Source organism: Alkalihalobacillus sp. AL-G (genome assembly GCF_030643805.1).
In the GTDB taxonomy this organism is placed as follows: Bacteria; Bacillota; Bacilli; order Bacillales; family Fictibacillaceae; genus Pseudalkalibacillus.
The window spans coordinates 613,089-630,177 of record NZ_CP094656.1 but is presented as its reverse complement, the minus strand read 5'-3'; the positions used below and the strand labels follow the sequence as shown (position 1 = coordinate 630,177).

The window sequence follows — 17,089 nt, the reverse complement described above, 5'->3', positions numbered from 1 at the left end:
GGGTCAAACATTTAAACGTAAAAACTCCCCTGGATCTTTCGGTAGCTGGCTGGCATAGTGCAGATACACTTTAGCCCCTGTAGCTTTGCGCCACTGGCTTTCACCAGTTTAGCCTTTATCGAGATTCAGCGATGTTTGTCGTTGAATCTGATAATTTGTAATTTCATCATAAGGGAAGTCGAATGGGTAAAACATCGGTCTAAGTCATTATATTTTTCTGAAAATTTAGTGGACACTCCTTACTACATTTCAATTTTTTGTAAGACGAAAGAATGCCCTTATATGTAAATAAATGGATTTTATATATTCTTATTCGGGATTTTAGACCTAATTTAGACCTATTTATTAGTTTTTACTTCAAACTTTTAATCAAGTAGCCGATATTTGTCTTAATATCGTTATTTTTAGAACCCCCAGAAACTTTAGTCTCATGCTCATGACTTTTTTCTTTGATTTATTTGACTTAATAATCCGAAATCGTGGTCCACCTATCGACATATACTTCTCTTAATCTGTAACTCTTGGCTTGGTCGGATCACAGTCCGGTAGTTCTATACCGCTTGCTTCCGCTAATTTCAGCAAATAATAACATTCTTCTCTTGCCATGTGGTCTGCCATCAAAGGGGTAAAGCTGCTGAGGACTTCAACTGACAGCTCAAGTTCCTCTAATTCTCGTAAAAAAGATTTAAAGAGAGCTAATTCGACATCGACTTGCCTGTTAAATCGTTTTAAAGCTGGAAATTCTTTTAATCCTGTTCTTAAATACCCCGCCATTTCAACTGCTTTTACCCAAAAGTTTTCAAAAAGGATACGGTATTCATTACTTTTATCTTTAATCCCCCGCTCCACTGCATCCATCGTATCGTTAATCGCACCAGCATGCCCTGCAGCATCGGCCAGCCATAATTGATGATGATGAAGCTCATGGTAAACAGGCGGAACTTTTCCAGCTGTTAGATCGTTTAGAACTCGAATGTATTCCTCGACCTCGTTCACCATGTGATTCATAAATGTTGGCGTGAAATGAATATCGATAGTTCCTTTCAGCTGCCGTTCAATAATGTTCAATTTAAAATTCCGGATATTGTTCGCCTGCTTCTCTGCTTCTCTACTTAATTGCAGCCACTGATCATTAGAAAGCTGTTTTCGAGCCCGATTAAGCAGTTCATCAAATGTCTTTTTAAAATCATTGGCTTTTCTTATTGAAGCAGTTTCTTTTGGTGTCAGTGCATTAAGGATAAAGCGGGCATGATCCCCAAGGATTTGAAGCCAGAACCGATTTTCGAAGGCTGCCGCCGTTTCATAACTTTTCCGTTCCATAATTAAAACCTCCTTTTCCACCACTAAAATATGTTCAAAAATACTGAATCATGCTAAGAACTGTGTTGGAAAGGAGGTATAGATTTTAAAAATCTCAATAACAAACTAGTTATCTCTCGTTTAAGTATAGAGCCATTAATGCTTCGTCATGGTAGTTGTCACCGATTCGCAAAGACCTCTTTTCTACGCCATACGTTTCTCAAACCCTAATTTTTCATAGGAGCGAATTGCTGCAGCGTTTTCCGTTTCAACCGTCAGTAAAATCTGTTCAAGGCTCTCAATTTTCCGGGCTTCCTCAATAACAAATTGCAACAGTTTAAATCCGACTCCTTTACGTTGCACATGTGGAGAGACATAAACAGAAACAATCTCACCTTTATGTATCAACTTTTGGCGTAAAGTCAGAAAGAAACCTGCGATTCCGACCAATTCCCGGCCATAAAAGGCTCCTGCAATGAACTGGTTATCAGGGTTTTGATCACGAAAGCGCTTCTCTATAAATGCAGTGTCCCTATCAACCTCTTCTTCATAGGACGAAGCAAAGGCTTCTGGGTAGTTTTTCAATGCTTCTAATCTTAGTGTTTGGTAAATAGCTGCGTCTTCTGGTCTAAGCTTTCGAATTTCAATCATTGCTCCACCTCTTGTTAGAAATTTAACTTTTGTTAAGTGTATATAGATAAAAGACATAATCGGTCGGTATTCCGCGGTGTCCCAATTGATGAAGCATTGCACTAATATTACCTCGATGATACGTGCCGTGGTTAACGACATGCTGTACAAGCTGAGCAAGAGACGCATCTAAACGACCGTAACTTGGATGTTCAATGGTCAACGGGCGATCTAGATCTTCCTGTCGCGATAAGAAATTCTCGTATTCTTCAGATAGCTGATGAAATCTCACTTCCATTGCTTCAAAGGCCATCTCTTTTGTTTCCTCTGTCAGACGGTTGACCGAACTCATAATTTGATCAAAAGGATCCCCTAACAGTACTCCAAGCCAAATATGATCAACAATTAGAATATGATACATCACTTCTGAAACTGAAGAAAAGACACTTTGAATCTCCTTTTCATAGAAATCTTCTGGTAATTCCTTTAAATGATCGATTACTTTTCGGTTTGCCCAAACGTGATATTTGTAAAGTTTGTGTGCTTGATGCTCCATTCCATTCCCTCCTCAGCCTTGTTTTTTATTCCTTCACAACGACTGCGGTTCCATAAGCGACGATTTCTGAAGCGTTGGTCATGACCGACGATGTCTGTAAACGGAAGGCAACAACCGCATTCGCACCTTTATTTTGCGCATCCTCTACCATTCTGTGGATAGCGATTTTCCTCGCCTCTTCCATCATTTCAGTATATTCCTTGATCTCGCCGCCAATGATTGTCTTCAACCCTGCTAAAATATCCTTACCAACGTGCTTCGCCTGGATCGTACTTCCCTTTACAAGCCCCTTTACTTCACCAATTTCCTTACCCGGCACCTCATTAGTAGTCAGTATAATCATTTTCATCATCATCCTCCTTTTCCTTGATTCGTTCCATGATCAATGCCCCGAACAACAGAAGCATCGCAATGCCATACGTAATGAACAACAAAACCGAAACCCAGATGTTAATGAATAAAAACACGACCGCGGTAATTTGAAAAACACCCGTTAACAGCAATGCAATCGATTTCAACCTAGACATTGTTCACCTCGTTTGCAAAAGGATGTGGATGCACCGCTTTTGAATACTGTCTGGCAATGGATGTTTTAAGGCTCTTTCCAAAATCATCGGAAATCCGAGCCCATGTTCCTTCCAATAAAGTTCGATGAGGTTTGTCTTATCCCCTTTATTAGGAATCAATTGATATAAAATATACCAGTCTTCTAATGAGGTAAATGGAACCGGAACCTCGCCGATTCGTATAGTTTTTGTTATCGACCTTGAATCAAACGGCATTTTATATATCCCTTTTTCATGTCCGATTGCAAAATCCGCCATTACATCAATGAACGTTTCACCAAGGCGATATTTTTCAAAACAAGCTGTTTTAAAAGGGCGCTTAGATTTTGTGTCCACCCTTACTGCAAACCTATCCAAAATCATTAACGCCTTATCTTTATTTTGATAATCAATAATGAGATCAAGGTCTGCAGGATTGCCTACCAATCCATATTCCGATAATAATGTAGAGCCCCCTACTCCCCAAAGCACTTCACTTCTGTTAAGTTCAACAGCAATTTGCATCAAGGCTTCTGTATGCATACGTCAACTCCGTCTTTTAAAAATAAAATTATATTTGGTATACGAATTAGGCATCAGAAGGTTTCAGATAGTTTTTTAGTCCGAAATTAACCTCGTCCAGTAAAGTTTTTCATTGACAAAAATTCGTTTCTGATTTAATTTTTGTATAGAGGAAACTTTTTTACAGAGAGGCATATATTATGACTAACATAAAGAAAACTCGGTGATTGCCGAGCCCTTAAGGCGAAAGCAGAGTCGTAGTTGCCCTTATACTATAGAAAGGATTTATACTTTCTTTACGTACAAAAAAGCCATTGTATTTTTTTACCGTAAAAGTTTACCTAATGCAAATTTTATAAATGAGGTTAATGTTGTTTAATTAATACACAAGAAAGGAGTGAACGATGTATGAAAGCTGTTGTATCAGTGAATGATTTGCACGTTTCGTATCTTGGAAATCAAGCTTTGACAGAGGTTTCATTCCAGCTGGAAAAAGGAAGTCTCGCTGGAATCATCGGCCCAAACGGTGCAGGTAAATCCACGTTAATAAAGGCCATGATGGGACTCATTCCTTCTGAAAGAGGGAACGTCAAGATTTTTGGTGAGCCGGTAAAGAAGGTTCGTAAACGAATTGCGTATGTGCCACAGCGAAATGACATCGATTGGGACTTCCCGATTCACGTCATTGATGCTGTACTGATCGGAACCTACCCTCACCTTGGTTTGTTCAAAAGGCCGAAGAAAGAAGAACGGGATTGGGCTTATGAATGCCTAAAACGTGTCGGTATGGAAGACTTCAGTAAGCGTCAGATCGGCGAGCTATCCGGAGGCCAGCAGCAGCGGGTATTTCTTGCCCGTGCTCTTGCACAAAAAGCAGATCTGTTCTGTTTAGATGAACCGTTTGTCGGTGTTGATCTTCGAAGTGAAGAAACAATCATCCAAATTTTAAAAGAACTACAAACAGAAGGAAAAACAACGCTTGTCGTCCACCATGATTTAAGTAAGTCAAACGCTTATTTCAATGAATTGGTTTTACTGAATAAGGAGCTCGTTGCTAAAGGGAAAGTTTCTGATGTATTAAGCTCCAAGTTAATTGAAAAAGCATACGGTAATCCACTTGCGTTCATGAATGAATTAGAGGTGAATCAACTATGAGCTTCATCGATGCAATCATTCAATATGAGTTTCTGCAAAAAGCCTTGATCACGTCGGTTATGGTGGGAATCATCTGTGGTGTCATCGGCTGCTTCATCATTTTAAGAGGAATGGCATTAATGGGCGACGCGATTTCACACGCTGTTTTACCTGGGGTTGCCATCTCCTACATGCTGGGGATCAACTTCTTTTTCGGTGCTGTCGCAACGGGTGTTCTTACGGCGATCGGCATCGGGTTCGTCAGCCAAAACAGCCGCTTGAAAAATGATACGGCAATCGGGATCATGTTCACCGCCGCATTCGCCGCTGGAATTATTTTAATCACGTTTATGAAAAGCAGTACGGACCTTTACCATATCTTGTTCGGTAATGTGCTCGCCGTTCGTCCATCAGATATGTGGGTGACGCTCGCCATCGGACTACTTGTAATAGCTGCTGTTTACTTATTTTACAAAGAGTTATTGGTGACATCATTCGATCCGACGATGGCATCAGCCTACGGTTTATCAACGAAAATCATTCATTACTTACTAATGACGATGTTAACGATGGTTACGGTTGCATCACTCCAAACAGTCGGGATTGTGCTTGTTGTGGCAATGCTGATCACCCCTGCTGCTACCGCATATTTGTTGACCGATCGGCTGTGGGTCATGATCTACTTAGCTGCGGTCCTTGGAGCCGTAGCTGCAGTAATCGGACTATATTTCAGCTTCACGTACAATTTATCTTCGGGTGCTGCGATCGTACTCGTTTCAACATTATTGTTTATAGCCGTGTTCTTTTTTTCACCGAAACACGGATTTATACGGAGATTTTTAAAATCCCGAAAAAATACAGCTGTTACAGGCTAAGGAAAGGAGTTTCGACATATGATTAAAATGCTTTATACAGTATTTATTGGTGTGTTATTTGGGTTCATGCTCGTTGGCTGCAGCGGGAAGGACGTAACAGGTAACAATACAGGTAAAGTTGAAGTCGTCACGACCTACTCGATACTTTATGACATTGTAAAAAATGTCGGCGGAGACCTGGTCGAAGTACACAGTATGGTACCGATTGGCGCAAACCCGCACGAATTCGACCCATTACCTGAAGATGTAAAGAAAACAGCTGACGCTGATGTTGTTTTTTACAACGGCCTCAATTTGGAGGCTGGTAACTCCTGGTTTGAAAAGCTACTCGGAACGACTGGTAAAACTGGTGAAGATGCACCTGTTTTCCGATTAAGTGAAGGGGTTGAGCCCAAGTACTTAACGACGGAAGGCAACGAAGGTCAGGAGGACCCGCACGCCTGGTTGAACATCGCAAACGGCATCAAATATACAAAAAATGCCCGGGATGCCTTGATTCAAGTCGACCCAGACAACAAAGCGGTTTATGAGGAAAATGCAGAGAAATATATTATCGAGTTGGAAAGTTTGCACGAAAAGGCTAAGCAGGCATTTAATGATATACCTGAAGAGGAACGTTATTTAGTGACAAGTGAAGGAGCCTTCAAATATTTTAGCGATGCCTATCATATAAAAGCGGGATACATTTGGGAGATCAATGCTGAGAACCAAGGAGCTCCAGATCAAATAAGACAGGTCATTGATTTAATCAATGAAAAGAATATCGATGTCCTCTTCGTAGAAACGAGTATCGATCCGCGTAGTATGGAAACCGTTTCTCGTGAAACCGGTGTACCGATCGGCGGAGAACTCTATACAGACTCGCTCGGCAAACCTGGTCAAGAAGGCGAAACATATATCGATATGATGAAATGGAACATTAAAACGATTGCCGAACAATTAAAAAAGTATAGTAATTGATGAAAAGCACCTCTGGACGGACTAAGTTCCGTTCAAGAGGTGCTTTCTTACAAACAGAATCTATTGTTGTTGAAAAGTCCAATAATTGTTTAGGAGGAAATTCGTAATCGGGATACAGATTACTACCATCGCTTGACCAATAGCATAGTGTAGTGAATAAATGTCCACTGTCAAATACATAATCAAATAATTCATGACAAAACCAACTACGGATACAACCCCGTATTTGATAAATAAAATCATATTGTTCCTGTTTCGAACTTTAAAGGTGTATGTTTTATTTAATAGAAAGGATAAAATTACGGTTAATATAAAACCTGCCAGTGAACCGATTACGGGATCTACTCCGAATAGTTCTACCAATAAAATCAAGGTAGAGAAATGCACAATCGTCCCGATTACACCAATTACTCCATACGAGATTATCTTTTGGTAATCAAGCTTTTTATACTTTAACAAATTCTGCATTCAGATCTTCTGCCTCTTTCTCATAAGTAACGACTTCAGATACCACCGTATTTTCAATCAAGTATCTTGGTCTGCCTTTTACCTCTTTATAAATCGCTGATATGTACTCCCCTATGACCCCTAAGCTGATCATGAAGACACTGCCGATAATAAGCTGTAAAAGGATGACGGTAGTAAAACCCGTCAGAGCATTCCCATTGAACTTTTGGTAAAGTGTGTGAATTCCTAAAAAGATTGCAGCAATAAAGAATAGAAAGCCTAAGATACTGACAAACCTTAAAGGTAAGGAAGTAAAGGATACAACAGCATTCAAGGCTAACTTGATCAATTTCGGGGTGCTCCATTTCGGCTCCCCATTCACACGTGGTGATACATTAAACTCGTACTGCACCTTTTTAAAGCCTAACCAAGCGGTCATTCCACGGAAAAACGTGTCACGTTCAGGCATCTGCTTCCAAGCATGTACAACCTTTTGGTCAAGCAACTTATAGTCCGAAGCACCCTTAAGATCGTACCCCGTCATTCTCCTTACTATCCAATAAAATAGTTTCGTTCCAAGTCGATACCGGAGATTTTCCTTCCCTCTTTCTCTTTTTACACACTCGACAATACCTATGTCCTCATCTTTCCATCTATTCACCATTTCGGAAATCAGTGAGGGTGGGTGCTGTAGATCTGCATCCATAATAATGACCGCCTGACCATTTGCATGCTCCAATCCAGCCACAAGCGCCGCTTCCTTGCCAAAATTCCTGCTGAATTTGATTACAAACAGGTTATTTGGTAGAACACCCTTATCTTCTGATAGTTTCATCCAAGTATCATCGGTAGAACCATCATCGACAACGATAATCTCATAATTTAACGTTACCTTTATCACTTCCTCCTCTATTCTTTTCAAAGAATGCAGAATATGACTACCTTCGTTGAATACAGGAATGACAAGACATATTTTAGGATGCGACTTCTTCATCATGGTCAATTACCTTCACCTCTCTTCGTTTCTTTCGTTCTCTTAATATAATTACAGAAAATATCAAAAGACTTATACATGTAATGAAACTACCTGCCAGAAACCCTTTCGGTATAAACGTCATTTGTAATTCATACTTGCCTTTTTCCAACGGAATTCCCATAAAAGCCCCCAACACCTTTATGGGTTTCACCTTTTCTCCATCGATCGAAATTCTCCAGCCCTCGTCCCATGGAATGGATAGAAATAATAATTGATCTTCCTCATTGATAGTGATATGAGCCTTCATCTTATTTCCTTTTAATTCTGTGATCGTAAATGCATCTCGATCAATCTGATTTACATACTTAGAAAAGTTCTTTGTGTTGATCCGATAAAATAATTCATCACTTGCAAATTCAACTACTTCTTCATCAAAATGAAGTTCTATAACTACTTGTTCATTGTTGAACTTCCCGAGCTCTAAAATTCCTATAAAATGGCTAGTAATATATTCATCTGCTTCCTTACCATTAATAAAAACGTTAAGGCCTTCCATGTCTTTCGCATTTGCGATGTCAAACAAAGCATATAAGCGGGACTGGGAATTAACATTTAAAAAATACTTAATTGTTATATCTCCATCTTTTCCGTGTCCAATCAGTTTTTTACTATTATCCAAGCCTTCGAGTTTTGCATGTTGATACTGAATTTTTTCTGGATTAATTAGCTCAAACAAAGTATCTTTGGTTTCAAATAGGGTTTGGTAAATCTTACTTTGAAATTCAAAAGGATTTTGGATGTCCTCTATTTTTAAGTTCTTAATGTTCTCTACGACTGGATATCCAATTGGCAAATAATTATTATTTCTATAAATGTACAATTTGTTCGCTCTTGATACGAGTTCATATCCGTCATCCTCCAGTTCACTGGAACTTACAAAATACTTTAAACCAAAAAGAGAATCAGTAAGTATGGTACTGCCCTTTCTGCTATAATTTGCTTTTCTTGAATAGATTCCAAGTGAATCCATCGTTTTAATCAGATCATTATCTAACATTGAACTTGAGTGACCAACACTACTATGATCGAGTGTTAATGAGTCATTATTCGTCTTATTTGCATCTGTTTCAATACGAAAATAAGGCATCGGATCCAATGTTTTTATTTGATCTATCGCGCTTTTATACTCATCAAATATTGTGTATTGATCACGATTTGGACGAAGCAGTTCTCCATTTACTTTAAGATAAACGACAGCACTATTAAAAAATAACTCTATTAATGTATAAAGGACTAGTGTAATAATAGCTGCCTTTTTAATATTTAATTTTTTCATTAAAATAACTACGCATAACAAGAAAATAGTAGTGTTGTTTGCAACAATGTTAAGTTCTCCCTCATTAGTAAAGGACATCACTGTTACCATAATTGCAGAGAATAAAATAGGTAGAATCAATATCTTAAATCTAATCGTATGAACTTTTTCGAAAGCTGCCAGACTCATATAAAAAAGAATAAAAGAGAAAATGAAAGAGTATCGATACGGGAACCAATTCGGAATATCCCCCGCATGCCAGAATAGATTTAATGGTGGTACGACAAAGCTAATCGCGAGAATAGAGAACAAAATGCTCCATTTCACTTTTTCATACCAATTGATTTTACAAATATAAAAGATTGGTACGAGCAAAAGAACGAAGGTACCAATATAGATATTCGGCGATCCATTCTCTACGGAATCAAATACACCACTGAACAGTTTTAATATAAAATTCATACTGAAATCATTATGTGAATCTTGTTGATCATAACCCAATGAATTCATAAGCTGAAAAAAGGTCGGGATTGTTAAAAAGGCGGTGAGTCCTATAGATATTGAGGTCCCTTTAACAAACTTAAGAAATACAGCTTTTGCCTCATAGTCAGGTTTGACCTTTTTAAGCAAAAGAAGGTCAATAATAAAATACAGAAAAACAAACAGACCGATCATATAAGATATATAAAAATTAGAAATAAACAAAAGTGATAATATGATCACATATGGCGTTATTCCTTTATTATGTAAAATTGCATCAACTGAAAGTATGATTAATGGAAGTAAAATTACACCATCTAACCACATGACGTTGTAATAGTATGTAATGTTATACGACATTAGAGCATAGAAACAGGAAAACAAAACGACCTCATATAATTTGATTGTCGTAAACTTCTTCCTTATGAAGTAACTTATTGATAATCCACATAAACCAAACTTAACTAAAATCAAAACTAATACAGCTTCTGGTAAAAGTCGTTCTGGAAAGAAAAAAAGGATGATCAATAATGGGCTTGCGGTATAATAGGCAATATTTCCAATAAAATTGGAACCTAACCCTGCAGTCCAACTGTATAGTAAGCTTTCATCCCCTTTTACCGCTTCTAGAATGTAACTATAATGATGGACATATTGGTGGTATAGATCTGTAATCAAGACCATACCCTCACCAAAGGGATAAACTTCACTCAGAACGAATATCGAGCATAAAATTATAATCGGTAAACAAAAAGAACATGTATAAGCTAAAAAGCTGGAACTAATTCGGAAATTCAAATATGACACCCCTATTACAGAAATGGAACGTTATAAAGACTGCTCCTTCTGATATCGGGTCGAGGAACGTTATTATTAATAATTCTGATATAAAATAGGACTTCAGAGTTAGTCTAGTAGATCCTAAATAAATTATAAACAGTTCAAAATACCCGTGAAAAATGTAAGCGGACTATAGTCTGTATGCACCCGAAAAGTGTCATAAATTCGTTGGGAATACTGCTGATCAGAAGGGGAATTTGCTGATTTTCGGATTACGATGGAACATATAACAAAGTATTTCGAGCATTTATTCAATTAAATTCGTGTGAAATCGAACAGATATGTCTCACCTTAAACATGACTCCATGATAAAGACCTGTAAAAAAACAAAGCGAACAGTAGTCCGCTTTGCCAACAAGTTTATTCAATTCTCCAATCATGAAATCAAACCTTCAAATATCCTTTTTCCACTGAATCCTCAATGACAGCTTGCGCGTATTCCCAAAGATCCTTTGAACCCTCTGCAATTTGAGCATTCCGCTTCAGGACTTGTTCCTTACGAATATCGTGTTTTTGCCAGGATGCACCTTTTGTAATCGAATTCAATAGCATTGGCTGTAACCGATCCAGAGCTGCCGCAAACCTTGCCTCTGGCGTTTCGCGAGCTTCGAACTCCTCCCACAAATCAAAAATGTGCGCAGCCTGATTCTCCGGCAGCAGATTAAATATGCGATCCGCCGCTTCCCGCTCACGTTCATCCTTGTCTTCATAACCTTTATTGTCATAAGCAAACGTGTCTCCTGCATCAATTTCAACAAGATCATGAATGAGCAGCATTTTAATGACGTGAAGGAGGTTGATGTTTTTTTCATTCGCATATTCCTCAAGCGTTAAGGCCATCATCGCTAAATGCCACGAATGCTCAGCATCATTTTCCCGACGAGATCGGTCGGAGACATACGTCTGACGCAACACGTTTTTCAACTGATCAATTTCCAATAAAAACGACATTTGCTGCTGTAACCGGGTTAAGTCCATTTCTACCACTCCTGCTTCATGTTTAGTTCATCTATTTCCGACGATTACGTGCTAAATTCATAACCTTTCGCAATTCGAGAACACCTCTAAGTATTGATCACGATCATTGGCATCAAAGGTAGTGTTTTTAAAACGGACAACCCCATCTTTATCCACTAAAAAGACCGACCGTTTCGCTGTTTCGTACTCTTCGTTAAACACCCCGTACTCCTTGGCCGTTTTTTTATGCCAATCAGATAATAACGGGTATGGAAGGGTACCTAGGCTTGCCGCAAATACATTGTGTGCGTAAATGTGATCGACGCTGATCGCAAGAAGCTCTGTTTCACTGTTTTCAAATTGCTTGAAGTCCTCTTTCCAAGAGGTGATTTCCTTAATTCATCCAGGGGTGAAGTCTAATGGGTAAAAGGCGACTAATACGTGCTTCTTGCCCTTAAAGTCGGACAATGAAATCTTTTCGCCTCTTGTTGAAGAAAGTGAAAAGTCCGGTGCAGGCTGTCCAATTTCTAATTGAGTACTCATAGCTAACGCCTCCTCTCATTAAAGTCTTTTAAAAGTATTCCTATAATAAGCCTGAATAAACATCATTATTGATGAGCCAGTTTCTTTTGGGATCTTCGGTAGACACCTGTTCGAAGTTCCACAAGATAATACTCCAGTTCAGGCACCTTTCTTTCGATTGCCTGAGCTACCGCAAGCTCTATATCATAAGGTACCCGCACAAGCTGTACATTGAACATGCCAGGACGATCGTCACCGTAATCCCCTTCCAATATTGCGTATGATGCGTCCGTTCGTTCAAGTGGATTACCGACACTCCCGATTCTTAGATGCTGAATATAGGCATTATGTATGTCCCCATAACCGACTACGTCTGGTTCGATCCCATTTGGCCCCTCCCCAGTTGCATCTGTATTTTCAAACATGGCATGACGTGTTTCATGTGGATGACTAGGGTGAATTCTCGTATACACACTTTCCTGGGATGCGTGATAAAGCCGGACAAAACGGACACTCATCCAAAACTGAACGGAATAAGGAAGTGTTTTCAAATAGTCGAGTCGATCTTGACCAAGCTGGTTTTGGTAGTACGTTCCCACCTCCGTTTCAGCAGGTTTCGTAATCGAATCGTCCCAATTTCCTCTAACTACAACCTCACAACCTTCACGTACGATATCGACTGCCAGTTCTGAGCAAGGTCCTTTTCCGACCATGTCACCAAGACAGATGATTCTCTCGATACCTCTGCGTTCAATGTCATTAAGAACTGCTTCTAAGGCTGGTATGTTGCCATGAACATCAGAAATGACTGCAATCTGTTCCATATTTCCCCCTCCTTCTTCCCTATATTCTGTGCTAAATGTTTCCAAGATTACGTATTTATAAGTATAAAATTTTTTGTTTCAAAACGAAAGGAGGATTTTAATGAGTGTAAAATTGATCAAAATTTCAGCGGTGTATTTTGCAATTGGCGTTCTGTTAGGGATGTACATGTCGATGTCTCATTCTTATAACCTTGTCCCTGTCCACGTTCACATCAATTTGTTGGGATGGACTGCATTGACGCTTGCAGGTATTATTTATCACTTATTTCCTGCTGCTTCAGAAACGAAACTAGCGAAGATCCATTTTTGGGGACACAATATCGGGCTCCCGATTATGATGATCGGGCTGGCATTCATCGTTCACGGCCATACGCAAGTTGAACCCGTGATTGCAGTAGGTGCTACAATTACAGTGGTCAGTGTATTGCTATTCGTTTACAACATTTTAAAAAATATAAAAAGCATAACGTAATTCTTTGCAAAAGGAGTCGAATTCTTCAGACAATGGAAACTTGGAGAATTGGGCTCTTTAATTTTTCCAGATTCAATATTATCGAAAAAGAGCGACCCGATTAAGAGTCACTCTGAGCATCTTCATTTTCTTTATCAGTTGAAGTTTCAGGCTGAGGAGATTTGCTTTCTTGATAAGCTTTGACGATTTCTTTTGCAATTTCGACATTCACATGCCCACTGTTCAAATTCGGAACGATGACCGAAAAGGCAACTTCAGGATCATCATAAGGTGCGTAGCCGACAAATGTTAAATTGTACCTGCCAGGTCCGTCAATTTGTGCAGTTCCTGTTTTTCCTGCAATCTTAGTATCACTTAACCCTCCTGGCCCATTTCCACGTGCAGTTCCTCGATTTCCATGCGTCACTTGATAAAATCCCTGCTGTACACGTTTTAATGACTCTGTTGTATTATCAATCCGGTTAATGACCTGTGTCTCATATTCAGAAATTAAAGGTCCTAACTCTTCGTTTGTTCCAGTTGACTTCCGCACTTCTTTCAATAAATGCGGTTGAACACGATAGCCACCATTTGCGATCGTTGATACATATTGCGCCATTTGAATCGGCGTATACGTATCATACTGACCAATCGTATAATACAGCAAAACCCCAGGATTTTGGGAAATCGGACCTTCATATCCAAGACCCTCTTCGGGAAGGTCAATACCTGTCTTTACGCCGAGACCTACCTGTGCATAAACATCTCTTAAGTTTTGAAAAGTTGTACGGTATCGATCATTGTTAAAGACCCTTGCCTGATATGCCCCGCCAGTATTTGCAAATTGGAAACCAGCAATTCGTCCGATTGACATCCCCATGTAAACGTTCGAAGACTGTTCTAGTGCTTCAATATCATCTACCCAACCAATTCCAGGTGTATATGAACTAAAGTCATCTGCTTGGCCAAGTCTGATCGTTTTGTCATTTATAGATGGAATACGATCTCCAAGCTGATGGACAGCCAGAATCGTCGCACCTTTGACCGTTGATCCGACTTCAAATGATTTTTGCAAGGTGGCATAGGAGTCATCGGTAAATTTCCCGTCTTCTAATTCTCTTCCAACCATTGCAAGAACTTCACCTGTATTCGGATTCATCATTACAGCATATGCACTTGTAACCGGTCCTTCCCCAACATTTCTCGTTTCAATGATCTTTCGTTCGAGTATCTCACCGATCTTTTTTTGCAGAGCTATGTCGATCGATAACACTAAATCATAACCACGGCTTCCCATTGAAACCTTCGGATTGCCGATCGGCTGTAAACTTTTTGTCGTCGTAAAAGTGAACGTCTTTTCCCGGCCGCTTAATAGCCCCTCGTATTTTTTCTCAAGGTAACTCGTTCCTACCTCGTTGTTCTGTGCATAACCTCGAAGTAAATATTGATCTAGAAGCTCGGCCGGAATCGCCCCCATATGTCCGTAATAGAATGTATATCCATTCGGGTAGACACGATCGGATGCAGAGGCAATGCTGAAGCGTCCTTCTAGTTCTCCAAGGTGCTCACCAATTCGTGCAACCTCTTTTGTCTTCAACCCTTTTTTCACATACGTAATATTCAGGTTCGACGCTTTATCCAATTCACGCTTAATTGCGACGACTTCCATCAAATGGTCGTCGGATGTGATCGGTTTAAGATCTTCCGCAGTAATCCGTTCTCTTAATAATTCATATTGTTCTTCGTTCGAAAGATTATCGGGATCAAGCTCTTCCTCTGTCAATTTCAACGTGAAGGCATTTTCCAGTCCCTTTTCAGCAATCCAATAATCTTTTAGATCAGATTCTGTAACATCTTCAATCGGCATGTCGATGAACTCCGAGAGTTTATCCGCATACCGAATATGATCCTCCTGTGTTACTCCTTGGACCCTTATGTACGTAAGTGCAAATGAAGGCTCGTTTCCAACAAGAAGCCGTCCATGACGGTCGAACATTTTTCCTCGTTCCGTTTGGACAGATGCTTGTATCGTTTTTGTAAGCTCCGACTGTGTACGAAAGTAATCACCGTTAACGATTTGTACGAATCCAAGCCTAATGATCAGTAGTCCGAACAACAAAAAAACAAACAAGAACAGTAGATTTAATCTTAGAGGGAGAAAATTTTTCTTCTTTTTCTTTGTCTCTAACTGTTCCATGACCCGTAACCTCTCCTTTATATCTCTAGTTGATACTAGTATAAACGTTTTAAAGACAGAAATGTTCCATTATTTACATTCTTTTTCTAAAAAAGCCTGAATTTTCTTCGCTATCCAGATGATCATATCGGAGGATTTATATTTGATTTAAAAAACTGACCCAAAAGCGGTAACGGATCCTTTCGTATTGCCGATTAGACAAGTACAAATGAGCGAGTTTCATAATCACTCTACTTTACACGTGGACTGATTTTTCGAGGTTGTAGTTTGATTTTATCGTCGGAGTCTCATTCTTTTCATCCCAAACGATGACTACACCGGCTCAAGGGAGAACCCATTTATCGAGTTCAACCTTCACAAATGTAAATCTTCCTTTTTTATAACGAAATTCAGGTTAGACATGTATTTTTGAAGTTAGACATGTATTTTCCGAGTTAGACATGTATTTTTGAAGTTAGACACGTATTTTCCGAGTTAGACATGTATTTTTATAATTTCTTTACGACCCTCCAAACTCTTTAATAAAAATTGAAGGAAATCCTCAATTTTTAAAGAATTATTCTATTACTTTAAATTAAAGGAGTGGTTATTTGAAGATAAAACGTAAAGTACCTTTAATTATTCAAAAGTTGGTTGCATTACTCCGCCGGATATCCCCAACACATCCGAAACGACCAAAAATTGAAAAAGAATTGAGAAATAGGTCCTCAGGCCATAGAGGCGAGGAATCCTCCGATTACTATCTTTCATATCTGCCTGAAAACAAATACCTAATTCTTAAAGGTTTAAGGCTACCAGATGGGAAAGGTCACTACTTTCAAATGGATACCCTTCTTTTATCTACAAATGTATCCTTACTTTTAGAAGTGAAAAATCATTCTGGTATGTTGACGTTCGACCAAAAGGCTAAGCAGCTCATACGAGAATACGATGATCGTGTAGAGGTTTACCCTGACCCCATTACCCAAGTCAATCGGCAGCAAAACCAGCTCTCCACTTTGATTCAAAAAGCTAAATTCCCTCAAATACCGATAATTCCTCTTGTAGTTATCAGTAATCCACGAACAGGCTTCCGAACAATGAGTAATCAACCCGATATCACTAAAAAAGTCCTTCATGCAGCCACCATACCCGATAGAATTGAAGAGATAGATCTACGTTTCAAAGGTGATATCTTCACTCAAAAGGACATAAAAAAATTGGCACGTCTCCTAAACAAAAAACATACGCCATTAGATACAAACATTCTCGATTATTTTGGGTTAGACCAGTCAGAAATTATTAGCGGGGTTCATTGTCCATCTTGTTATAAAATACCTATGATACGGTTACGTGGAAAGTGGAGTTGTCTTTTTTGTAAAACGGTATCTAAGGAAGCCCATATCGATACCTTAAATGATTACGCCCTCTTATTAAACACAACCATTACGAATAAACAGTGCAGAGAGTTTTTGAACATCTCCTCTCCCACAATTGCAAACAAATTATTATTTTCTCAAAACCTCCCATTTACAGGTACTTTTAAAGATCGCAAATACCAATTATCTTCCCCTGAATAA

18 protein-coding genes and 1 riboswitch are annotated in these 17,089 nt (G+C 39.1%); of the genes, 5 read left to right on the top strand and 13 right to left on the bottom strand.

Annotated features, from left to right (window positions below):
• Positions 1-37: 37 nt before the first annotated feature.
• Positions 38-124, bottom strand: a riboswitch (cyclic di-GMP riboswitch).
• Between the two features lie 383 nt (positions 125-507).
• The 6 genes from MOJ78_RS03185 to MOJ78_RS03160 all read right to left on the bottom strand — a co-directional run bounded on the left by MOJ78_RS03185 (position 508) and on the right by MOJ78_RS03160 (position 3,573).
• Complete coding sequence (locus MOJ78_RS03185) at positions 508-1,320, bottom strand: DUF2935 domain-containing protein (RefSeq protein WP_304979792.1); 813 nt, start codon at positions 1,318-1,320, stop codon at positions 508-510.
• A 183-nt stretch (positions 1,321-1,503) separates the two neighbouring features.
• Positions 1,504-1,950, bottom strand: coding sequence for a GNAT family N-acetyltransferase (locus MOJ78_RS03180; protein ID WP_304979791.1), 447 nt, complete (start codon positions 1,948-1,950; stop codon positions 1,504-1,506).
• Between the two features lie 22 nt (positions 1,951-1,972).
• Positions 1,973-2,485, bottom strand: coding sequence for a DinB family protein (locus MOJ78_RS03175; protein ID WP_304979790.1), 513 nt, complete (start codon positions 2,483-2,485; stop codon positions 1,973-1,975).
• Positions 2,486-2,510: 25 nt separating this feature from the next.
• Positions 2,511-2,828 carry a YbjQ family protein gene (locus MOJ78_RS03170; protein WP_304981167.1) on the bottom strand — a complete coding sequence of 106 codons (318 nt, stop codon included), beginning with the start codon at positions 2,826-2,828 and terminating at the stop codon, positions 2,511-2,513.
• The gene (locus MOJ78_RS03165; protein ID WP_304979789.1) at positions 2,809-3,012 is read right to left on the bottom strand and encodes a hypothetical protein; all 204 of its coding nucleotides are present in this window, start codon (positions 3,010-3,012) and stop codon (positions 2,809-2,811) included. The genes MOJ78_RS03170 and MOJ78_RS03165 overlap by 20 nt, the downstream gene beginning before the upstream one ends.
• A 3-nt stretch (positions 3,013-3,015) precedes the next feature.
• Positions 3,016-3,573 (bottom strand): nucleotidyltransferase family protein, encoded by a 558-nt coding sequence (locus MOJ78_RS03160; protein ID WP_304979788.1) that lies wholly within the window; start codon positions 3,571-3,573, stop codon positions 3,016-3,018.
• A gap of 387 nt (positions 3,574-3,960) precedes the next feature.
• Between MOJ78_RS03160 and MOJ78_RS03155 the strand changes: the two genes are divergently transcribed.
• The 3 genes from MOJ78_RS03155 (at position 3,961) to MOJ78_RS03145 (ending at position 6,521) form a co-directional block, all read left to right on the top strand.
• Complete coding sequence (locus MOJ78_RS03155; RefSeq protein WP_304979787.1) at positions 3,961-4,707, top strand: metal ABC transporter ATP-binding protein; 747 nt, start codon at positions 3,961-3,963, stop codon at positions 4,705-4,707.
• The gene (locus tag MOJ78_RS03150; protein WP_304979786.1) at positions 4,704-5,561 is read left to right on the top strand and encodes a metal ABC transporter permease; all 858 of its coding nucleotides are present in this window, start codon (positions 4,704-4,706) and stop codon (positions 5,559-5,561) included. Before MOJ78_RS03155 ends, MOJ78_RS03150 begins: the two co-directional genes overlap by 4 nt.
• 66 nt (positions 5,562-5,627) lie before the next feature.
• Positions 5,628-6,521 carry a metal ABC transporter substrate-binding protein gene (locus MOJ78_RS03145; protein ID WP_370529802.1) on the top strand — a complete coding sequence of 298 codons (894 nt, stop codon included), beginning with the start codon at positions 5,628-5,630 and terminating at the stop codon, positions 6,519-6,521.
• A 60-nt stretch (positions 6,522-6,581) separates the two neighbouring features.
• On the opposite strand, the gene MOJ78_RS03140 is transcribed toward MOJ78_RS03145, so the two are convergent.
• The 6 genes from MOJ78_RS03140 to MOJ78_RS03115 all read right to left on the bottom strand — a co-directional run bounded on the left by MOJ78_RS03140 (position 6,582) and on the right by MOJ78_RS03115 (position 12,882).
• On the bottom strand, positions 6,582-6,989 hold the full coding sequence (locus tag MOJ78_RS03140; protein WP_304979784.1) for a GtrA family protein: 408 nt from the start codon (positions 6,987-6,989) through the stop codon (positions 6,582-6,584).
• On the bottom strand, positions 6,967-7,965 hold the full coding sequence (locus MOJ78_RS03135; protein WP_304979783.1) for a glycosyltransferase family 2 protein: 999 nt from the start codon (positions 7,963-7,965) through the stop codon (positions 6,967-6,969). The genes MOJ78_RS03140 and MOJ78_RS03135 overlap by 23 nt, the downstream gene beginning before the upstream one ends.
• A complete protein-coding gene (locus tag MOJ78_RS03130) occupies positions 7,943-10,546 on the bottom strand; it encodes a YfhO family protein (RefSeq protein ID WP_304979782.1) in 2,604 nt (867 codons plus the stop codon). The genes MOJ78_RS03135 and MOJ78_RS03130 overlap by 23 nt, the downstream gene beginning before the upstream one ends.
• 417 nt (positions 10,547-10,963) lie before the next feature.
• Complete coding sequence (locus MOJ78_RS03125) at positions 10,964-11,557, bottom strand: HD domain-containing protein (protein WP_304979781.1); 594 nt, start codon at positions 11,555-11,557, stop codon at positions 10,964-10,966.
• Between the two features lie 57 nt (positions 11,558-11,614).
• Entirely contained in the window at positions 11,615-12,079 is a 465-nt protein-coding gene (locus MOJ78_RS03120) for a redoxin domain-containing protein (protein ID WP_304979780.1), read from the bottom strand.
• A gap of 65 nt (positions 12,080-12,144) precedes the next feature.
• Positions 12,145-12,882, bottom strand: coding sequence for a metallophosphoesterase family protein (locus MOJ78_RS03115; RefSeq protein WP_304979779.1), 738 nt, complete (start codon positions 12,880-12,882; stop codon positions 12,145-12,147).
• A 100-nt stretch (positions 12,883-12,982) separates the two neighbouring features.
• On the opposite strand from MOJ78_RS03115, the gene MOJ78_RS03110 reads away from it, so the two are divergent.
• The gene (locus tag MOJ78_RS03110; protein WP_304979778.1) at positions 12,983-13,354 is read left to right on the top strand and encodes a cytochrome-c oxidase; all 372 of its coding nucleotides are present in this window, start codon (positions 12,983-12,985) and stop codon (positions 13,352-13,354) included.
• A 100-nt stretch (positions 13,355-13,454) separates the two neighbouring features.
• Here MOJ78_RS03110 and MOJ78_RS03105 read toward each other — a convergent pair whose 3' ends face one another.
• Entirely contained in the window at positions 13,455-15,530 is a 2,076-nt protein-coding gene (locus tag MOJ78_RS03105) for a peptidoglycan D,D-transpeptidase FtsI family protein (protein WP_304979777.1), read from the bottom strand.
• 590 nt (positions 15,531-16,120) lie between these two features.
• On the opposite strand from MOJ78_RS03105, the gene MOJ78_RS03100 reads away from it, so the two are divergent.
• Positions 16,121-17,089, top strand: a complete 969-nt coding sequence (locus MOJ78_RS03100) for a nuclease-related domain-containing protein (protein WP_304979776.1) — start codon at positions 16,121-16,123, stop codon at positions 17,087-17,089.

Excerpts from the sequence above, each read along its gene's own strand:
- MOJ78_RS03185 (WP_304979792.1), bottom strand. The coding sequence starts at position 1,320 with ATGGAACGGAAAAGTTATGAAACGGCGGCAGCCTTCGAAAATCGGTTC.
- MOJ78_RS03180 (WP_304979791.1), bottom strand. The coding sequence starts at position 1,950 with ATGATTGAAATTCGAAAGCTTAGACCAGAAGACGCAGCTATTTACCAA.
- MOJ78_RS03175 (WP_304979790.1), bottom strand. The coding sequence starts at position 2,485 with ATGGAGCATCAAGCACACAAACTTTACAAATATCACGTTTGGGCAAAC.
- MOJ78_RS03170 (WP_304981167.1), bottom strand. The coding sequence starts at position 2,828 with ATGATTATACTGACTACTAATGAGGTGCCGGGTAAGGAAATTGGTGAA.
- MOJ78_RS03165 (WP_304979789.1), bottom strand. The coding sequence starts at position 3,012 with ATGTCTAGGTTGAAATCGATTGCATTGCTGTTAACGGGTGTTTTTCAA.
- MOJ78_RS03160 (WP_304979788.1), bottom strand. The coding sequence starts at position 3,573 with ATGCATACAGAAGCCTTGATGCAAATTGCTGTTGAACTTAACAGAAGT.
- MOJ78_RS03155 (WP_304979787.1), top strand. The coding sequence starts at position 3,961 with ATGAAAGCTGTTGTATCAGTGAATGATTTGCACGTTTCGTATCTTGGA.
- MOJ78_RS03150 (WP_304979786.1), top strand. The coding sequence starts at position 4,704 with ATGAGCTTCATCGATGCAATCATTCAATATGAGTTTCTGCAAAAAGCC.
- MOJ78_RS03145 (WP_370529802.1), top strand. The coding sequence starts at position 5,628 with ATGCTCGTTGGCTGCAGCGGGAAGGACGTAACAGGTAACAATACAGGT.
- MOJ78_RS03140 (WP_304979784.1), bottom strand. The coding sequence starts at position 6,989 with ATGCAGAATTTGTTAAAGTATAAAAAGCTTGATTACCAAAAGATAATC.
- MOJ78_RS03135 (WP_304979783.1), bottom strand. The coding sequence starts at position 7,965 with ATGATGAAGAAGTCGCATCCTAAAATATGTCTTGTCATTCCTGTATTC.
- MOJ78_RS03125 (WP_304979781.1), bottom strand. The coding sequence starts at position 11,557 with ATGGACTTAACCCGGTTACAGCAGCAAATGTCGTTTTTATTGGAAATT.
- MOJ78_RS03115 (WP_304979779.1), bottom strand. The coding sequence starts at position 12,882 with ATGGAACAGATTGCAGTCATTTCTGATGTTCATGGCAACATACCAGCC.
- MOJ78_RS03110 (WP_304979778.1), top strand. The coding sequence starts at position 12,983 with ATGAGTGTAAAATTGATCAAAATTTCAGCGGTGTATTTTGCAATTGGC.
- MOJ78_RS03105 (WP_304979777.1), bottom strand. The coding sequence starts at position 15,530 with ATGGAACAGTTAGAGACAAAGAAAAAGAAGAAAAATTTTCTCCCTCTA.